Source organism: Micromonospora sp. DT15, assembly GCF_049841475.1.
In the GTDB taxonomy this organism is placed as follows: Bacteria; Actinomycetota; Actinomycetes; order Mycobacteriales; family Micromonosporaceae; genus Micromonospora.
Window position 1 is genome coordinate 51,488 of sequence record NZ_JBNCKJ010000007.1, and the last position, 17,189, is coordinate 68,676.

Here is a 17,189-nt window from a genome sequence, read left to right on the forward strand (position 1 = left end):
CCGGATGACTCTGATCAGCTTCGTGGTGCCGGCCTTCCGGGTGCAGGGATACCTGCGGGAGTGCCTGGACTCCATCCTCGGTCAGCCGGAGACCGACATCGAGGTGATCGCCGTCGACGACTGCTCGCCGGACGCCAGCGGCGACATCATCGACGAGTACGCGGCCCGCGACCAGCGGGTCCACTCGGTCCGGCTGCCGGAGAACGTCGGCCTCGGTCCGGCCCGGAACATCGGGCTGGACCGGGCCGTCGGCGAGTACGTGTGGTTCCTCGACGGCGACGACTGGCTGGCTCCGGAATGCCTGACCGAGGTCGCCGAACGGTTGCGGGTCACCCGCCCGGACGTCCTGCTGGTCGACCACGTCCGCACCCACTGGAACGACACCGCCACCCGCAGCGCGATGGCCGAGGTGTTTCCGGAGTCCCCGGGGTCGGACACCTTCCGGTTGCGGGACCGGCCGCAGGCGATGCACCTGCTGCACACCGCGTGGAACCGGCTGGTCCGACGGGAGTTCCTCGCCGACCTGGGGTTGCGTTTCGCGCCCGGCTGGTACGAGGACGTCTCCTTCAGCTATCCGGTGCTGATGGCCGCGCACCGGATCGGCGTACTCGATCGCGTCTGCGTCAACTACCGCCAGCGCCGCGCCGGCGCGATCACCCGGACCCGGGGTGACCGGCACTTCGAGGTGTTCCCGCAGTGGCACCGGGTCTTCCACCTGATGGATTCGTGGGGGCCGGCGACGGAGGCCCTGCGGCCGGCGGTCTTCGAACGGATGATCTGGCACTACCTGACAGTGCTCGGCAACGGTCAGCGGATCGCCCCGGAGCTGCGGGAGGCGTTCTTCGCGCAGATCACCGCGGACTACGAGCGCTGGCTGCCGCCCGGCGGCTATCCGGTGCCGGACGGGGTCGAGGGGATCAAGCACAAGCTTGTCGCCTCCGGCCGGTGGCGCACCTTCAGCGCGTTGCGGGCGGCCAGCCGGGCCCGCGACGCCGCCCGCCGACGGGCCCGCACCGCGCGGCGCGCTGTCGGCCCGGTCGCCCGGCGCGGTGCCCGGCTGACCCGGGACGGGCTGCTGCGTGAGTACTACCGGGCCGAGTTGCGGCGGCCGGTCGACCCGACGCTCGCGGTGTACGCCGCGTACTGGTACCGGGGCTACTCCTGCAACCCGGCGGCCATCTACGAGGTCGCCCGCCGGTTGGCGCCGGGGGTGCGCGGGGTGTGGGTGGTGCGCCGGGACCGGGTGGAGGCCGTGCCGGCCGGAGTGGAGTACGTGGTGGCCGGCACGCCGGCGTACTACCGGGTGCTCGCCCGCGCCCGGTGGCTGGTCAACAACGTCAACTTTCCGGACTTCGTCCGCAAGCGACCGGAACAGGTGCACGTCCAGACTCACCACGGCACGCCGGTCAAGGTGATGGGGCTTGATCAGCAGCGCCACCCGATCGGCGCGGGCCGGATGGACTTCGCCGGGCTGCTGCGCCGGGTGGACCGCTGGGACTACAGCGTCAGCGCCAACAGCTTCTCCACCCAGATGTGGGACCGGGCGTACCCGGCCACGTACACCACGCTGGAGGTGGGGTACCCGCGCAACGACCGCCTGGTCACCGCGGGCCCGGACGAGGTGCGCCGACTCCGCGCGGAGTTCGGCCTCGACCCCGACGAGCAGGTCGTCCTGTACGCCCCGACGCACCGCGAGCACCTGCCCGGCTACCGGCCACCGTTCGACCCGGACCGGTTCGTCCAGGCGCTGGGTGACTCGGGCCGGTTGCTGATGCGCAGTCACTACTTTCACGACCGTGATCGACGCCCCGGCCAGCCGAGGGACTGGGAGCGGGTTCGGGACGTCAGCGGCCATCAACGGGTGGAGGATCTGTACCTGGTGGCAGATGTGCTGGTCACCGACTACTCGTCGGCCATGTTCGACTATGCGGTGTTGGACCGGCCGATCGTGCTCTACACCCCGGACTGGGAGGCGTACCGGCTGGCGCGGGGGGTCTACTTCGACGTCACCGCCGAACCGCCGGGCGCGGTGGCCTCCACTTTCGCCGATCTGCTCGATGTGTTCCGCACCGACGGGGTGCGCTCGGACGCGGCGATCAAGGCCCGCGAGCATTTCCGGGCCCGGTTCTGCACGTTGGACGACGGGCGGGCGGCGGAGCGCGTGGTGCGACGGGTGTTCCTCGGGGAGCCGGACGAGCGGTCCACGCGCTGCTGATCGCGGTTTCTGTCGTGTAATAGCAGCGTCATCGATCGAACATGAGACGTTTACCCGATGTCACAAACCCATGATCCTGGTCACAGTCTTGGGGGGTTCGGCCGACGCGCGCTGGGGGGAAGACGGTGAGTACCGTCACGCTCAAGGATGTGACCAAGGTTTTCCGAGATGGCACGCTGGCCGTCGACAGCATCAACCTCGATGTGAACGACGGCGAGTTCCTGGTGCTGCTCGGGCCTTCCGGGTGCGGTAAGTCGACAGTGCTGCGAATGATCGCCGGGCTGGAGGAGCCGACCACCGGTGCGGTGATGCTCGACGGGGAGTTGGCGAACGACCTCCCCCCACGCGACCGCCGGATCGCCATGGTCTTCCAGGACTTCGCCCTCTATCCGCACATGACGGTCGGCGACAACATCGCCTTCCCGCTGCGACTGGCCGGGGTCGAGCCGGAGCCGCGGGGCGAGCGGGTCAGCGACGTGGCGAGCGCGCTGGGCATCGGTGACGTGCTGGCCCGCAAGCCGGGTCAGCTCTCCGGCGGGCAGCGGCAGCGGGTGGCGATGGGCCGCGCGATCGTCCGCCGGCCCGGCCTGTTCCTGATGGACGAGCCGCTGTCCAACCTGGACAGCGGCCTGCGCGCCGAGTTGCGCGCGGAGATCTCCGGCCTGACCCGCGAGCTGGGCGTCACCACTGTCTACGTCACGCACGACCAGGCCGAGGCTCTCACAATGGCCGACCGGGTGGCGATCATGCGCCGCGGCGTGCTCCAGGACGTGGGCACACCGACCCAGGTGTACGGCCGGCCGGCGACGCTCTACGTCGCGGCGTTCCTGGGCAGCCCACGGATGAACCTGCTGGAGGCGTCGGTCTACGTCCATCTCGACCGGTACGTCACGCTCAACCTCGGTGACCAGTCGCTCTACCTGCCCTGGAACGACATCCGCAGTCGGGCGGTGGCGCACTACCACGGTGAGCGGATCGTGGTCGGCATGCGGGCCGAGGCGCTCACCCCGGTCGCACCCGACAGCCCCGGCGACGTGCTGCGCGGGCGGATCCGCTACCTGGAGCACCACGGGCACGAGTCCCTGGCGTTCCTCGACATCGGCGCGACCGCGATCGTGGTCGACGAGATGGGTGCCCCGCTCGACCCGCCGCCGGTCGGCCAACGCGGCCTACGCCGCTTCGGCTCGGTGATGCAGCGGCTCACCGGCAAGCCGGTGGACACGCAGGAGGCTCCGGCCAGTGGCGTCCAGACCAGCGTGCTCCCCGATCCGGGCCGGCACCACCGCCGCCCGGCGGAGCTGGCGGTGCGGCTGGCGCCGTACCCGGCGGTCAGCGCCGGTCACCCGCTCGCCGTCTCGGTACGGATGGACGCGCTGCACTTCTTCGACGAGCGTGGCGACCGGATCGACGTGGGTTGGCGCTGACGACGTCTGACCGTGCCCTGGCGGCGAAATCGCTGGTTGCCGGCATGGTTACCGGTTAGTAACGTCAGGCCATGACTATCGACTCCCGCCAGGTGGCGGCCGGCATGCTGGAAGCGGTGCCGTTCGCTCGCACGCTCGGTATCGAGTTCGTCGAGGTGGCACCCGAGGCCGAGGGCGGCGTGCGGGCAGTCGTCCGGCTGCCCGACTCGGCGGCCACCCACAACCACATCGGCGGGCCGCACGCCGGTGCCATGTTCACCCTCGGCGAGACGGCCTCCGGCGCGGTCGTGCTGGCTGCCTTCGGGCAACTGCTCGACCGGGCCGTGCCACTGGCCGTCCGGGCCGAGATCGCCTACCGGAAACTCGCCATGGGTCCGGTGCTGGCCACCGCGCGACTCGGCCGGCCGGCGGCCGAGGTGACCGAGGAGTTGGCCGCCGGGCGACGACCGGAATTCCCCGTCGAGGTCCAGCTCACCACCGAGGACGGCAAACCGACCTCGGAGATGACAGTGATCTGGACGCTGCGACCGAACTGAAACGCCTCAGGGCGGCCGAAATGGGTTTGCGTGCCCAGCAGGGTGGATAGATTCGTACCGTGCTGGGCCTACCTGCTCACGTGACCGCCTGTCTCTTCGACCTGGACGGTGTGCTGACGCAGACCGCCCGCGTACACAACGCCGCCTGGACGCAGACGTTCGACGAGTTCCTCCGTCAGCGCGCAGCGACCTCCGGCGAACCGTTCCAACCGTTCGACCCGGGCCCGGACTACAACCGCTACGTCGACGGCCGCCCCCGGGCCGACGGCGTGCGGTCGTTCCTCGCCTCCCGAGGGATCGTGCTGCCCGAGGGCAGCCCGGACGACCCGCCGGAGGCGGAGACCGTCAACGGCCTGGGCAACCGCAAGAACGTCCTGCTGCTGCACCGTCTGCGTACCGCAGGCGTCGAGGTCTACCCGGGCTCGGTGCGGTATCTGAAGGCGGCGGCCGCTGCCGGCCTCCGCCGAGCCGTCGTCACCGCCAGCGCGAACGGGGGTGAGGTGGTCGCCGCCGCCGGGCTGGAGCCGCTGCTGGAGGCCCGGGTGGACGGGATCGTCGCGCGCACGCAGGGGCTGCGCGGCAAACCACAGCCCGACTCGTTCCTCGCCGGAGCCAGGCTGCTCGGCGTCGACCCGACGCAGGCCGCCGTCTTCGAGGACGCGCTCTCCGGGGTGGCCGCCGGCCGCGCCGGTGGCTTCGGCTACGTGGTCGGCGTCGACCGGGTCGGGCAAGCCGACGAGCTGCTGGCCCACGGGGCCGACATCGTGGTGACCGACCTCGCCGACCTGCTCGACCGCGCGAACCCCCCGGCGCCGGACCGCACCGCCACCGACCCGCTCGCCGCCGAACGAGGCTCCGGATGATTCGGGAGCGCGCCTACCCGGTCGAGCCGTGGCACGTCCGGGAGACCCGGCTGGACATGGACGTGCTGGCCCAGTCCGAGTCGGTCTTCGCGCTCTCCAACGGGCACGTCGGCCTGCGGGGCAACCTCGACGAGGGCGAACCGCACGGCCTGCCCGGCACCTACCTCAACTCGTTCTACGAGCTGCGTCCACTGCCGTACGCGGAGGCGGGCTACGGCTTCCCCGAGTCCGGGCAGACCATCGTCAACGTCACCAACGGCAAACTGATCCGGCTGCTGGTCGACGACGAACCGCTCGACGTGCGTTACGGCGAGCTGATCGCCCACGAGCGGATCCTCGACCTGCGGGCCGGCACGCTGCACCGGGAGCTGCACTGGCGCTCGCCCGCCGGCCGGGAGGTCAAGGTCCGCAGCACCCGTCTCGTCTCGTTCACCCAGCGGTCCGTGGCCGCCATCAGCTACGAGGTGGAGGCCGTCGACGGCCCGCTGCGGCTGATCGTGCAGTCCGAGTTGGTGGCGAACGAATCGCTGCCCGCGCAGAGCAAGGACCCCCGGGTAGCGGCGGTGCTGGAGTCGCCTCTCCAGGCCGAGGAGGAGCTGACCACCCCCGACGGCGGCCAGCTGATCCACCGCACGAAGGTCTCCGGTCTACGGGTCGCCGCCGCCATGGAGCACGAGGTGCACGGCCCGGACCACACCACCATCGAGTCCGAGGGTTACCAGGACTGGGTGCGGACCACCATCGCCTGCGTGCTCCAGCCCGGCGAGAAGCTGCGGGTGATCAAGTATCTGACGTACAGCTGGTCGAGTCGCCGGTCCCTGCCGGCGTTGCGCGACCAGGTCGGCGCGGCACTGGCCGGCGCCCGACTCGACGGATGGGACGGGCTGCACCGGGAACAGCGCAACTACCTCGACGCGTTCTGGGACGCCTCCGACGTGCTGGTCGAGGGCGACCCGGAGGTGCAGCAGGCGGTCCGGTTCGGGCTCTTCCACGTGTTGCAGGCCGGCGCGCGGGCCGAGCAGCGGCCGATCTCGGCGAAGGGGCTGACCGGCCCCGGTTACGACGGTCATGCCTTCTGGGACACCGAGATGTTCGTCCTTCCGGTGCTCACGTACACCCAGCCGAGCGCGGTGCGCAGCGCGTTGCAGTGGCGACACACCACGCTGGATTCGGCGCGGGAACGCGCCGAGACGCTCAACCTCAAGGGCGCCGCCTTCCCCTGGCGCACCATCGGCGGCCCGGAATCATCCGGGTACTGGCCGGCCGGAACGGCAGCCTTCCACATCGCCGCCGACATCGCCGACGCCGTGCGCCGCTACGTGATGGTCACCGGGGACACCCAGCTGGAACGGGAGATCGGGCTGGAGCTGCTGGTGGAGACCGCCCGGCTGTGGCGCTCGATCGGCCACCACGACCGGCACGGGCAGTTCCACATCGATGGTGTCACCGGCCCGGACGAGTACACCGCAGTGAAGAACGACAACGTCTACACCAACCTGATGGCGCAGCGGAATTTGCTCGCCGCCGCCGAAGTGGTCATGCGCCACCGGGACGAGGCGTTCCACCTCGGGGTCACCGACGAGGAGGCCGCGAGCTGGCGGGACGCCGCCACCTCGATGCACGTCCCGTACGACGATGAACTCGAGGTCCACCAGCAGGTCGAGGGCTTCACCCGACTCCAGGAATGGGACTTCACGCACACACCGGCGGAGAAGTACCCGTTGCTGCTGCACTACCCGTACTTCGAGCTGTACCGCAAGCAGGTGGTGAAGCAGGCCGACCTGGTCCTCGCCATGCACTGGCGGGGAGATGCCTTCACACCCGAGGAGAAGGTGCGCAACTTCCTCTACTACGAGCGCCGCACCGTACGCGACTCGTCGTTGTCGGCGTGCACCCAGTCGGTGCTCGCCGCCGAGGTGGGCCACCCCGAACTCGCGCACACCTACCTGCGTGAGGCCGCGTTGATGGACCTGCACGACCTCAACGAGAACACCCGCGACGGCGTTCACATGGCGTCGTTGGCCGGCGCGTGGCTCGCCCTGGTCAGCGGGTTGGGCGGTCTACGCGACCACGACGGCGAGCTGTCCTTCGCCCCCCGGCTATCCAGCCGACTCAGCCGGTTGGAGTTCTCACTCCAGTGGCGGGGGCTGTCGCTGCGGGTGGATGTCCGGCCGCACCAGACGACGTACTCGCTGCGACACGGCGGCCCGGACGACGTGGTGGAGCTGCGCCACCATGACCAGGTGCTGCGGGTGACCTGCGACGAGCCGGTGACGGTACCGGTGCCGCCGGCCGAGCCGTCCGGCCCGCCGCCCGAGCAGCCACCGGGCCGGTCCCCGCTGCTGCGGTTGCCCGAACGCGAACAGTGACGGGCGGGGCGGGAGTCTTCCCGCCCCGCCCGTCCGAGCTGTTGATCAGACCGAAGTGCCGGCCCAGGTTGATCAGACCGGCTCGCCGGTCGAGGTGGATCAGACCGGCTCGCCGGTCGAGGTGGATCAGACCGGCTCGCCGGTCGAGGTGGATCAGACCGGCTCGCCGGTGGACGGACGCCCGATCGCGTCCCGGGGCGCCGCCGCCTTCGGGTCGTCGGGCAGCCGGGCCGAAGCGGCCTGGTCGCCGAAATCCTGGTCCCCGACGTCCTGGTTGCGCTCGGCGTCCTGTTCACGCTGGGCTCGCTCGGTCAGCTGCTGCTGCCGGGAAATCTGCTGCTTGGCCATGGCGATCCTCGCGATCCGTCGGGGCGCGGCTGCGCCGACACGGTCTGCGGTCGCTCGTCGCGTACCCGGCGCCCCAGCCGACAAACGCGGCCCGGCGGCGGGCGCACGGCCCCGGGTGAACGCCGTCGCGGCGTGCGTGCCCGGCGGCGGGCGGGGTAACCGGGCCACCGGCGAGTACGCGGAGGTGGGGCATGGACGAGCAGCGCAGCGTGACCATTCCGGTCGGGGACGCTCAACTCCCCGCCGACCTGACGCTGCCCGCCCAGCCGGTCGGCGTGGTGCTGTTCGCGCATGGCAGCGGCAGTTCCCGGCACAGCCCGCGCAATGTGGCGGTGGCCCGGACGCTGAACGACAGTGGGCTCGGCACGGTGCTGGCGGACCTGCTCACCCCGGCCGAGGACGAGGTGGACGCGCGAACAGCCGAACTGCGCTTCGACATCGGGCTGCTGGCCAGCCGGCTGGCCGGGATCGTCGACTGGCTGGCCGTCGAGCGTCCTGCCGGCGATGCGCCGATCGGCCTGTTCGGGGCCAGCACGGGTGCTGCCGCTGCCCTGGTCGCGGCGTCGTCCCGCGCCGATCGGGTGGCCGCAGTGGTCAGCCGGGGTGGTCGGCCGGACCTGGCCGGGAGCGCGCTGGCCCAGGTGCGTACCCCGACGTTGCTCCTGGTCGGCGGGCTGGACGAAGAGGTGATCACGCTCAACGAGCGGGCGCTGGCCGAGTTGGGGGAGGTCGGCGAGTTGCGGGTGATCCCCGGCGCCACCCATCTCTTCGAGGAGGCCGGCACCCTTGAGCAGGTCGCCGATCAGGCTGGCACCTGGTTCACCACGCACCTCGGTCGGTGATGATCACTCCGAGGGCAGCAGAGCCGAGGTCGAGCGGCGCTGTTGGACGGTGTCGATGACGCGCCAGAGGACGGCGGTGATCGGGACGCTGACGAAGGCGCCAGCGATGCCAGCGATCAGCGTGCCAGCGGTGACCGCCACCAGGATCACCGCCGGATGCAGTCGGACCTGCCGCTTCATGACCAGCGGCTCCAGCAGGTTGCCCTCGATCTGCTGCACGGCGATCACCGCCGCGAGGGTGAGCAGCGCTGTGGTCGGCCCGTTGGCTGCCAGCGCCACCAGCACCGCCACCGCGCCGGCCACCGTCGCCCCGATGATCGGCACGAACCCGCCGAGGAACGTGATCAACGCCAGCGGCAGGGCGAGTGGCACCCGCAGCACCACGAGAGCCAGCCCGATGCCCAGCGCGTCGATCGCGGCGATGAACATGGTTCCCCGGCTGTACGCGCCCAACGTCTGCCAACCGTTGCGGCCGGCCTCGGCCAGCACTGGTTGGTTCGGGCCGGACGCCCGGGACAGCACCCAGTGCCACATGGACCGGCCGTCCTTGAGCAGGAAGAAGAGCAGCACCAGAGCCAGCAGCGCGGAGCCGAACACCTCGGTGGCGGTCCGGGCGCCGGCCACCGGATCCGGTGAGCTGCCGCTGAGCCCTTCCCGAGCCTGGTCGACCAGCCGGTCCAGCTGTGCCTCGCTGACCGGCAGGGTGGACGTCACGAAGTCCCGGCTGCGTTCGACCCCCTGCGTCAACTCCTGGCTGAGCTGATCGAACTGGCTGGCCGTCAGGTTCCACACCAGAGCGCCGACGCCGACCAGGATGCCGAGCAGCAGCAGTACGGTGCAGAGCGCGGCCAGCGCCGCCGGCAGGCGCAACCGGCGCAGCAGCAGCAGGACCGGATCCAGCAGCGCGGTGAGGAAGATGGTGGCGGCCAGCGCGATGGCCAGCGGCGCCAACAGGACGGCGATCCGGCCAAGCAGGTAGAGCCCCGCGGCGATCACCACCAGGCAGGCGCTCCACAACACAGCGGTCCGGACCAGCCACGGCAGCGCCGCCCAGGTCTGGCGCGGCCCGGGGCCGCCTGTCGGTCCGGGTACCTCTGCGGCCATGTCGGTCCTCCTCGATGTCGACGAGGTCGGTACCCGGTCGGTCGTGCCCCGACACCCGAATCGCTGGCCGTTGCCCGCGCGGATCGTACGTCGGCCGGAGTGACGCCGGTGGGTGTTCGCCAATCACGTCCGGAGCGGCGGCGTTTGCGTGGTCCGGCCGAGGGAACGCGAAGGGGACGGACCAGACTGAGGAGGAACGCCATGGGTGACTTCATGGACAAGGCCAAGGACTTCGCGGACAAGCATGACAAGCAGGTCGACCAGGGTGCGGAGAAGGCCGGCGACATGGCCGACAAGCGCACCGGCGGCAAGTACGGCGATCAGATCGACAAGGGCGTCGACCAGGCCCAGGCGCGCACCGGCGAGGGCGATCAGGTCCGCTGACCCGCCGCGCTTCTCCCGGGTCGCCGAGCCTCGGCGACCCGGGAGTGCCGGGTCCGGACGACGCGGGTCAGCGCTTGTCGCGTAGCTCGTCCATCGAGGTCGGCCGGCCGCTCAACGCGTCACGCAACCGGTCGACCAGGCCGATGCCGGGGGCGAGCAGCTTGTTCGCCGGTGGGTGCTCCGGGCTCCCCGGGTGCGGCCGGGTCGGCCCGATCTCCTTGATCACCGTCACCCGGGCGGCGATCTCGACCAGCTCCTCACGGGCCGTCGCCGCGCGCAGCCGCGGAAAGAGCTCCTTCTCCTCTTCCGCCACGTGGTGTCGGACGGTGCTGGTCAGGTGGGCGAGCAGTTCGTCGAAGCGGGGGTCGGACGGGTCGGCCGACTCCAGCTCCTTCATGGTCCGCTCGGCGTCGGCGTGCTCCGCGATCTCCCGATCGGCGATCTCGTTGCCGTCGGGCAGCACCTTTCGGGCGATCGGATACACGTACGCCTCCTCGGCCACCGAGTGGCGGACGAGTTCGGCGATCACCACGTCGGCGAGGTGTCGGCGGTGCTCGGCAGTGCCCTGCCGGGTCGCCAACTCGACGAGGACCGCCTCGATCGCACGATGATCGGAGATCAGGATGTCGACGGCGTCGTGGTCGTCGGTGTTCGGTGGATTGGTCATTGTCACGGCCCCTTACCGGTTGCGGATCGGTGGGAGGTGTGTGGCTCTGGTACCCCCACGGGGCTGCACAAACCCACGGTTGACGATGCGTACGACGGTGTCTCTGGTACCTGCGGTGGCGGGTGGTGCCCGGCCGTCACGATTGCCGTGCCGCCGCCGGGGTAACCGCCGCCATGGCCGACGAACGCCCACCCGCCGACCGCGATCAGTCGCGGTTCGATGAGACCGCCGAGCGGACGGTCCGGCGGGTGCGGCACCGTGGCGGGCAGGCCGGCCGGATCCGGGCCCGGCAGTGGGAGGTCACTCTGGTGATCTCCATCCAGGCCGGGCTGGCCGCGGCCATCGCCGCCCTGCTCGCCAAGAATCTGCTCGGCCAGGGATCGCACGTCTTCGCACCCGCCGCCGCCGTCGGTACGATCGCCACCGCCATCGGGCAGCGGGCCCGCCGGACCTTCGAACTGTTGGGCGGCGTGGCCCTGGGCATCATCATCGGCGACACGCTGCGATTCCTGCTCGGCTCGGGACCGTGGCAGACCGGCGTGGTGGTCGCGTTGGCCATCGCCAGCGCGTTGCTGGTGGCCGGTAAGGGCGGTCCGCTCGTCGGCCAGGCCGGCGGTACCGCCGTGCTGATCGCCACGCTGGCCCCGATGCAACGCGGCCTGGAGGTGCCCCGCATCTTCGACGCGCTCGTCGGTGGGGCGGTCGGCCTGGTGGTGGTCGCGCTGTTGTTGCCGATCAACCCGATGCGGGTGCTGGACCGGGCCGCGGCACCGATCTTCGCGATCCTCTGCGAGCAGCTCGACGAGCTGGCGCAGGCGTTGCGCGAGCGCGACGTCGCCCGGACCATGGGCGTTCTCGACCGGCTCCGCAGCACCGAGGACGACCTGGGCCGGTTGCACGATGCGCTCAGCGGCGCCGAGGAAGTGGTGACGATCGCCCCGGTGCGCTGGCACCGCCGGCAGCAGTACCACCGTTACGCCCGCAGCGCGGGCCACCTGGAGCGGTTACTGCTGGACACTCGCGCCATGGCCCGCTGGTCGACCACTGCCTTGCAGTACGACGAGCCGATCCCACCGGAGCTGCCGGACGCGATGGGCCGACTGGGTCAGGCGGTGGCGGAGATGCGTGCGGAGTGCAAGGTCGGCGACGACACCCAGCGCACCCGTCGACTGGTCGAGCAGTGCGCCGAGTTGGCCGGGCGGGCATCGGCGACCGGGGTCAAGTCGTTCGTCGAATCCCTCGTCACCGGGCTGCGTACCGCGGCCAGCGACCTGCTCCGGGCAGCGGGTTCCGAACCCGAGGACGCCAACCGGATCGTGCGCCGGGCGGCCGGAGCCGGCGAGGCCGAGATCCACCCGCCACTCCGCCGACAACTGCACCGGGCCCCACCGACGCGAGCCGCCCGAGCCCGCCGACGCGCGCACCTCGCCAACCGCCGTGACAACGGACGGGCCGGCCTCCCCGCACGGGAGAGGCCGGCCCGGTGAAGCGTCCGGATCAGGAGGAGTAGCCGCGCTCGGCGATCCAGTTGGCGACCTTCGGCAGGCTCATCCAGTACTCGCCCAACGCCGGGTCGGCCGGGTCGGCGACCCGGATCGTGTCACCACCGTCGCGGTAGCCGACGAGGGTCAGGTAGTGGCCACCCTCGTACGAGTGCGGGTTGCCGTCGGTGTCCACTGTCGTGCCCTTGATGTTGGCCACCACCGGGCGGCCGGCGTCCACCGCGGCCAGCACGTCACGGCGCAACTGCTCGACCTGGTCGGGGCGGGCCACCGAATCACGGATCTCGGTGGTCCGGTACTTGCCGCCGGTCAGTTCGTTGAGCACCCGGGTGGTGTCCAGGGCCGAGGGGGTGCCCGCCTCGGTGGTGCCGAGCAGCCGGGCCACCTCGTCCTGCGAGAGCGCCTTGCCCTGGGCGGACAACGCGATCCTGGTCGCGGCCGGGCCGCAGTAGTAGAAGTTCGGCTGGGCCTGGTAGTCGACGCCAAGGACCCGCTCGGCGTGCCTGTCGGTCTGGCTCGACGAAGCCGGAGCGGCGGGTGCCGGCGCGGCCTGCGCGGCCACCGCCGGGCCGAGGGCGCAGCCGCCGGCGACGAGCAGGCCGACGACGGACAGGCCGCTCTTCTGGACGATCGGGTTCATGGTCGAGTCTCCGTTCGGGGGTTGTCGGCTCCGACAAGCGGAGGGCGGCAGCACCGGGAATGGCGCTCGGCGCAACACGGGGGCCGACCAGCTGTGGTCTCGGCCCTGGGCGTACCGAGGGCGTAACGGCTCTGCTCCACGGAGAATTCCGCCGGCTGAGGGCACCGGGACCCGCACGACATCCCTGCCCGACCCGAACCGGTCATCGGGGACAGACGGTCAGCTCAGAGGCTGCCCAACAACCTGGTCACGGTGATCTCGATGACCACCCGCTCCGGATTCGGGCGTGGTGTCCGGTACCGCTCGGCGTACCGCCGCTCCGCCTCCGCCACCGCGGCCGGATCCGACCGCAGCACCGCGCGGCCCTCGATGGTCAACCAGCGGCGGCCATCCACGTGGCACACGGCCACCGCCGCGCCCGCCGCGCCGGCAGCCGCCACCTGACGGGCTTTGCGGGAGGCGCCGGAGGTGATGACCCGGGCCAGGCCGGCCGCCGGGTCGAGCGTCACCCCGACCGGTACGACGTGCGGGGTACCGTCCGCCCGCAGGGTGGTCAGCGTCGCCAGGTGTCGTTCGGCGCAGAAGGCGACAACCCGCTCATCGTGCACGTCCAACCGATGATCGCCCGCCATGCCCGTCCCCTGTCCGCCGAACCGATCCCGATCATGGCACGCGGCGGCGCACCTGGCCCCGATCCGGCGGGGCGTCCGGCTGACCGGGCAGCTGGCGGCCTGCCGCCCGACGTTGGTGCACCAGCCGGGTCAGGTAGATCAGCGCGGCGGCCAGGACCCCCATGTCATCCAGGTAGATCGGGTCCGGCAGCACGTCGACCGGGAAGACCGTGTAGATCAGCGCCCCGTAGAAGGCGACCTTGCCGCCCGCGCCCAGCCCGGTCAGCATCCGCCGGGTACGCACCACCCGCACCGCCAGCACCACGGCACCGACCAGTGTGGCGAGCGCCAGGATGCTGGCGATCACCACGAGGACCCACGCCTGTCGGGACATGCCGTCACGCTAACCCACCCGAGCCCGCGCGGCTCAGAACGCGGGCACCGTCGCACGGCCGCGAGCGGTCACCTTGTTCTCCCGGGTCTGCTCGACGTTCTCCCGAGGCTGCGCGCCCACCGGCCGGGCAACCTCGCTCAGCGGCAGCACGGACGCGGACTCGGCGACCCGTCGCCCGCTCGCGGCGTGCGCCTCCTCGCGCAGACTGCGAGCCGCGGCAACCGCCAACTCCGCCGCTCGCCACGCGCTCTGCTCCCGCTCGCGGGCTGCGGCGTGCCGGGCCGCCAGGTTGTCCCGGATCGCCCGCTGGAGCACCAGCTCCTGCTCGACCGGGTGCAGTCGCGGGTCCCAGCCGTCGCGGTGCGCGAAGACGTCGCTGAGCTGCTCCACCGACAGGTCCCGCCGCCAGTACGCATCCAGCGCCGCCCGGTGCAGGTAGCGCTCGCGGTCCGCGTACTCGGCGGGGGTCCGTGCGGTGTGCGGCAGCGGCATGGCGGCCGCCGCGTCCAACCGCCGTACGCCAGCCTCGGCCGCCTCGTACGCCAGCCAGGCCGCCTCGACCGCCTCCTGCGCGGCAACCCACTCCGTCCGGCGGCGCTGCACGGTGGTGGTCGCCCGCTCGGCGGCCACCGCGACCTCCTGCGCGTAACGGCTCTGCTCCCGCTCCTCCTGGGCCTGCTCAAGTTGGCTCGGCATTGCGGCGCGCCGGATCCGGGAACCCGGGTCGAAGCGGAGCCGGCCGGGTCGCAGCAGGAGAGCGGAGACAGCGACGGCTACCACCCCGAGCAGGCTCAGCCAGATGACGGCGGCCCGGGAGAGGTCGGGCAGGACGGCGGAGAGGATGGTTTGCATGTAACAGCACCTCGCGGTCGAAGGCGGGTATCGACGGGCGGCAGGAAGGCGCGGCAGCACCGGTCGGCCCGGTGGCGGGATGATCCCGTGGACGGCGAACTCAGGTGCCGTGCGGGAGGATCAGCCGGGATCGGGCCCCGGGGATCGCCGGGCCTGGCTCAGCGGGTGGGTGGGCCGCGTCGTGCGGGAGAGCCACGGCCGGGATCGGCGGCCGGGACGTGCACCGGGCCCGCCGCGACCGGAGCGGTCGCCGTGGCGGTGTCGAGCGTGCCAGCCGGCGGGGCTTCAGCGGGCTGGCCGGCTCGCTCGTCGGCCGGGCCGGCGTCGGGGCTGACACTCGCCACCCGGCTGCTCACGGCGCTGGGCCGCAGCGGCGTGGGGGTGGGCGGTGGGGTCGCGGCGAGAGCGGCACCGAGGCCGACCGCGAGGACGAGCGCGGTGACCGCCAGGCGGGTCAGTTCCCGCAGTGACCGCAGCACAGCCCACCTGGCTGGGCGGACGGACGCTGCTGACGACACCTGACCAACCTATCGCCCGTTCCGGCCAACCGCAGCACGGCGATGGGCGGCGCGGGCGTGACCGCCACCACCATGCGCACTGTGGACACCGCCGATCAGGGCCCGGAAACGGCAACGCCCCCGACCGGATCGGGTCCGATCGGGGGCACCGTCAATCGTCGGGGGCGCACCGCCGGTGGTGCGTGCTGGCCGGCGGTGGGCCGTGGTCAGTCGCCGGTGCCGAGCACCGGGGGCGCGGCTTTGTCGTCGCCCTGCCACACCATCTCGTCCTCGGTCAGCCAGGTCAGCCGCTCGTCGGAGTCGTCGTCCTGCGCACGCCCCTGCCCGCCGAGCACACCGGGACGACCGCCGCCGGACCCCGGCCGGGCGTTGCCACCGGTCATGGCCGGACGGCCGCCGCTCCCGCCACGCTGGCCGTCGATGCTGCGCCCGACCCCGTTGGCGGCGCGGGTCTCCGCCGGGGCCGCGCCACCGCCGGTCGGTCGAGCCGAGGTGGGGGCCGCGCTGCCCGAGCCGGCGAGCGCGCCGCTGCGCAACACCCCGCCGGCCGGTGCCCCGCCCTGCGCCCCGTAGAGCAGGCCGGGACCGGTGCTCGCCGCGGTGGGCGCGCCGGCCGGCCCGGACAGCCCGACCAGCCCGGCGGCACCCCCGCCGAGCAGCGCGCCGCCGAGAAGCGGGTCGGCTCCGGCGAGGGACGTGCCGCCGCCAGCGAGGTCGCTGCCAGCGCCGGTCGGAACGGTGACGACAGCAGCCCCGCCGCCGGTGACCGCGCCGACCTCGCCCGGCGTCGAACCGTCGCCCGGCAGTTGGGCGACATGGTCGGGCGTCGAGATGGTCGCGTCACCCTTGCGGCCGGTGTCGGCGCCGGTGTGGGGGCCGCCGCTCACCCGGGCGATCGCCGAGACGCTCTGTGGCGTCGTCGGGTCCTTCCGGGCGGTGGTCGGCGTGTCCGGATCCGGTGGGGGCGGTTCGACCACCCGGTCGTAGGCGGAGATCTCGTAACTGTTGGCCAGGCCGGCCACCAGGTTCACCATCCGCTGGTGGGCCTTCTCCTGCTCTGCCTTGTCCTGCTGGTGACCCGCGATGCCTCCGACGATCAGACCGGTCAGACCGAAGACCGCGCCACCCTTGATCGCACCGCCGATCGCCTTGTCGTTGTCGTCGGTCTCCTCCGGGCTCTCAGCCTGCTTGTGGGCGTCGCGCAGATGGTCGGCCATCATGGTCAACCCCTGCCTGATGCCGGCCATCCCTTCGCCCAGCGCGTCAGTGTGGGCGACGATGAAGCTGAGTCGCCGGTGGAACTCCTGACCCGCCGAACCCGTCCAGGTGTTGGCGAGCTTGTCGAGGTCGCCGCTCAGCTCCCGGCCGAGACCGTCGAGGATGCCCTTGAGCTCGGCCCACTGGGTGGCCACGCCCTCGATCTGCTCCGGCTTGCCCGCCATCAGGCCGTCGTACAGCTGCTGGTGACTGTTGCCCTGGTAGCGCTGGGTGTAGTCAGACACGCCCGTCCTCCTTCGGCTGCAACGCCCGGTCGACCGGGGTCAGCGCGGCGGTGACATCGTCGGCGTTCGCCGCGTTACGTGCCTCGGCGGTGCGGTAGTTGTTCAGGATCGTGCTCGTCGCCTGCTGTGCCGCCAGCACCGCCTGCCGGATCCGTTCGGCCTGGTCGACATAGGACTGGTGGACCTCGCTGTAGCGACGCGCCTTGTCGGTGGCGTCGAAGAACGAGCCCAGGGCCGGAGGACGGCACTGCATCTCGGTGTTGAGCTTGCGCAGCACCGACTCGGCCTGGCTCAACCGCGACGCCAGGTGCTCGTGGAAGTCCTCAAGGGACAACAGGTCGACTTCCGTACGCCCGGCCATGGCAACATCCCCGTCGTTCTGGTTGACAACCGTCAGCGGCATCCAGGTTAGTCCACC

Annotated in this window: 18 protein-coding genes; 8 read left to right on the forward strand and 10 right to left on the reverse strand. The window is 71.8% G+C overall.

All coding sequences use genetic code 11. The features are described 5' to 3' along the window. Positions 1-4: 4 nt before the first annotated feature. From ACLQ3F_RS16775 to ACLQ3F_RS16795, 5 genes are all read left to right on the forward strand, one after another. Positions 5-2,215, forward strand: coding sequence for a bifunctional glycosyltransferase/CDP-glycerol:glycerophosphate glycerophosphotransferase (locus ACLQ3F_RS16775; protein WP_425849902.1), 2,211 nt, complete (start codon positions 5-7; stop codon positions 2,213-2,215). 125 nt (positions 2,216-2,340) lie between these two features. Then, positions 2,341-3,639 carry an ABC transporter ATP-binding protein gene (locus ACLQ3F_RS16780; protein WP_357203205.1) on the forward strand — a complete coding sequence of 433 codons (1,299 nt, stop codon included), beginning with the start codon at positions 2,341-2,343 and terminating at the stop codon, positions 3,637-3,639. A 71-nt stretch (positions 3,640-3,710) separates the two neighbouring features. Next, positions 3,711-4,175, forward strand: a complete 465-nt coding sequence (locus ACLQ3F_RS16785; protein ID WP_357203208.1) for a DUF4442 domain-containing protein — start codon at positions 3,711-3,713, stop codon at positions 4,173-4,175. Between the two features lie 59 nt (positions 4,176-4,234). Then, positions 4,235-5,038, forward strand: a complete 804-nt coding sequence (locus ACLQ3F_RS16790) for an HAD family hydrolase (protein WP_425849905.1) — start codon at positions 4,235-4,237, stop codon at positions 5,036-5,038. After that, on the forward strand, positions 5,035-7,407 hold the full coding sequence (locus ACLQ3F_RS16795) for a glycoside hydrolase family 65 protein (RefSeq protein ID WP_425849907.1): 2,373 nt from the start codon (positions 5,035-5,037) through the stop codon (positions 7,405-7,407). The genes ACLQ3F_RS16790 and ACLQ3F_RS16795 overlap by 4 nt, the downstream gene beginning before the upstream one ends. Positions 7,408-7,560: 153 nt before the next feature. Here ACLQ3F_RS16795 and ACLQ3F_RS16800 read toward each other — a convergent pair whose 3' ends face one another. After that, positions 7,561-7,755, reverse strand: a complete 195-nt coding sequence (locus tag ACLQ3F_RS16800) for a hypothetical protein (RefSeq protein ID WP_355004984.1) — start codon at positions 7,753-7,755, stop codon at positions 7,561-7,563. Positions 7,756-7,946: 191 nt separating this feature from the next. Here ACLQ3F_RS16800 and ACLQ3F_RS16805 point away from each other — a divergent pair, with 191 nt between their 5' ends. After that, positions 7,947-8,597 carry a dienelactone hydrolase family protein gene (locus ACLQ3F_RS16805; protein ID WP_425849909.1) on the forward strand — a complete coding sequence of 217 codons (651 nt, stop codon included), beginning with the start codon at positions 7,947-7,949 and terminating at the stop codon, positions 8,595-8,597. A gap of 3 nt (positions 8,598-8,600) precedes the next feature. Here ACLQ3F_RS16805 and ACLQ3F_RS16810 read toward each other — a convergent pair whose 3' ends face one another. Continuing rightward, complete coding sequence (locus ACLQ3F_RS16810; RefSeq protein WP_357200046.1) at positions 8,601-9,701, reverse strand: AI-2E family transporter; 1,101 nt, start codon at positions 9,699-9,701, stop codon at positions 8,601-8,603. A gap of 201 nt (positions 9,702-9,902) precedes the next feature. Here ACLQ3F_RS16810 and ACLQ3F_RS16815 point away from each other — a divergent pair, with 201 nt between their 5' ends. Then, the gene (locus tag ACLQ3F_RS16815; RefSeq protein WP_091395189.1) at positions 9,903-10,085 is read left to right on the forward strand and encodes an antitoxin; all 183 of its coding nucleotides are present in this window, start codon (positions 9,903-9,905) and stop codon (positions 10,083-10,085) included. 67 nt (positions 10,086-10,152) lie between these two features. Here ACLQ3F_RS16815 and ACLQ3F_RS16820 read toward each other — a convergent pair whose 3' ends face one another. Beyond that, complete coding sequence (locus ACLQ3F_RS16820; protein ID WP_425849912.1) at positions 10,153-10,752, reverse strand: hemerythrin domain-containing protein; 600 nt, start codon at positions 10,750-10,752, stop codon at positions 10,153-10,155. Positions 10,753-10,925: 173 nt separating this feature from the next. On the opposite strand from ACLQ3F_RS16820, the gene ACLQ3F_RS16825 reads away from it, so the two are divergent. Beyond that, positions 10,926-12,239, forward strand: coding sequence for an FUSC family protein (locus ACLQ3F_RS16825; RefSeq protein WP_425849914.1), 1,314 nt, complete (start codon positions 10,926-10,928; stop codon positions 12,237-12,239). A gap of 10 nt (positions 12,240-12,249) precedes the next feature. On the opposite strand, the gene ACLQ3F_RS16830 is transcribed toward ACLQ3F_RS16825, so the two are convergent. The 7 genes from ACLQ3F_RS16830 to ACLQ3F_RS16860 form a co-directional block, all read right to left on the reverse strand. Next, the gene (locus ACLQ3F_RS16830; protein ID WP_357227586.1) at positions 12,250-12,894 is read right to left on the reverse strand and encodes a C39 family peptidase; all 645 of its coding nucleotides are present in this window, start codon (positions 12,892-12,894) and stop codon (positions 12,250-12,252) included. Positions 12,895-13,118: 224 nt separating this feature from the next. Beyond that, positions 13,119-13,526: a pyridoxamine 5'-phosphate oxidase family protein gene (locus ACLQ3F_RS16835; RefSeq protein ID WP_357200033.1), complete on the reverse strand. Its 408-nt coding sequence runs from the start codon at positions 13,524-13,526 to the stop codon at positions 13,119-13,121. A 31-nt stretch (positions 13,527-13,557) separates the two neighbouring features. Continuing rightward, positions 13,558-13,899, reverse strand: a complete 342-nt coding sequence (locus ACLQ3F_RS16840; RefSeq protein ID WP_357200030.1) for a YkvA family protein — start codon at positions 13,897-13,899, stop codon at positions 13,558-13,560. 33 nt (positions 13,900-13,932) lie between these two features. After that, positions 13,933-14,751, reverse strand: coding sequence for a hypothetical protein (locus ACLQ3F_RS16845; protein ID WP_357264292.1), 819 nt, complete (start codon positions 14,749-14,751; stop codon positions 13,933-13,935). A gap of 158 nt (positions 14,752-14,909) precedes the next feature. Continuing rightward, the gene (locus ACLQ3F_RS16850) at positions 14,910-15,230 is read right to left on the reverse strand and encodes a hypothetical protein (protein WP_357200024.1); all 321 of its coding nucleotides are present in this window, start codon (positions 15,228-15,230) and stop codon (positions 14,910-14,912) included. Positions 15,231-15,475: 245 nt separating this feature from the next. After that, positions 15,476-16,771, reverse strand: coding sequence for a WXG100 family type VII secretion target (locus ACLQ3F_RS16855; protein WP_357264289.1), 1,296 nt, complete (start codon positions 16,769-16,771; stop codon positions 15,476-15,478). After that, on the reverse strand, positions 16,764-17,174 hold the full coding sequence (locus tag ACLQ3F_RS16860) for a hypothetical protein (RefSeq protein ID WP_355004994.1): 411 nt from the start codon (positions 17,172-17,174) through the stop codon (positions 16,764-16,766). The genes ACLQ3F_RS16855 and ACLQ3F_RS16860 overlap by 8 nt, the downstream gene beginning before the upstream one ends. Between the last annotated feature and the right edge of the window lie 15 nt (positions 17,175-17,189).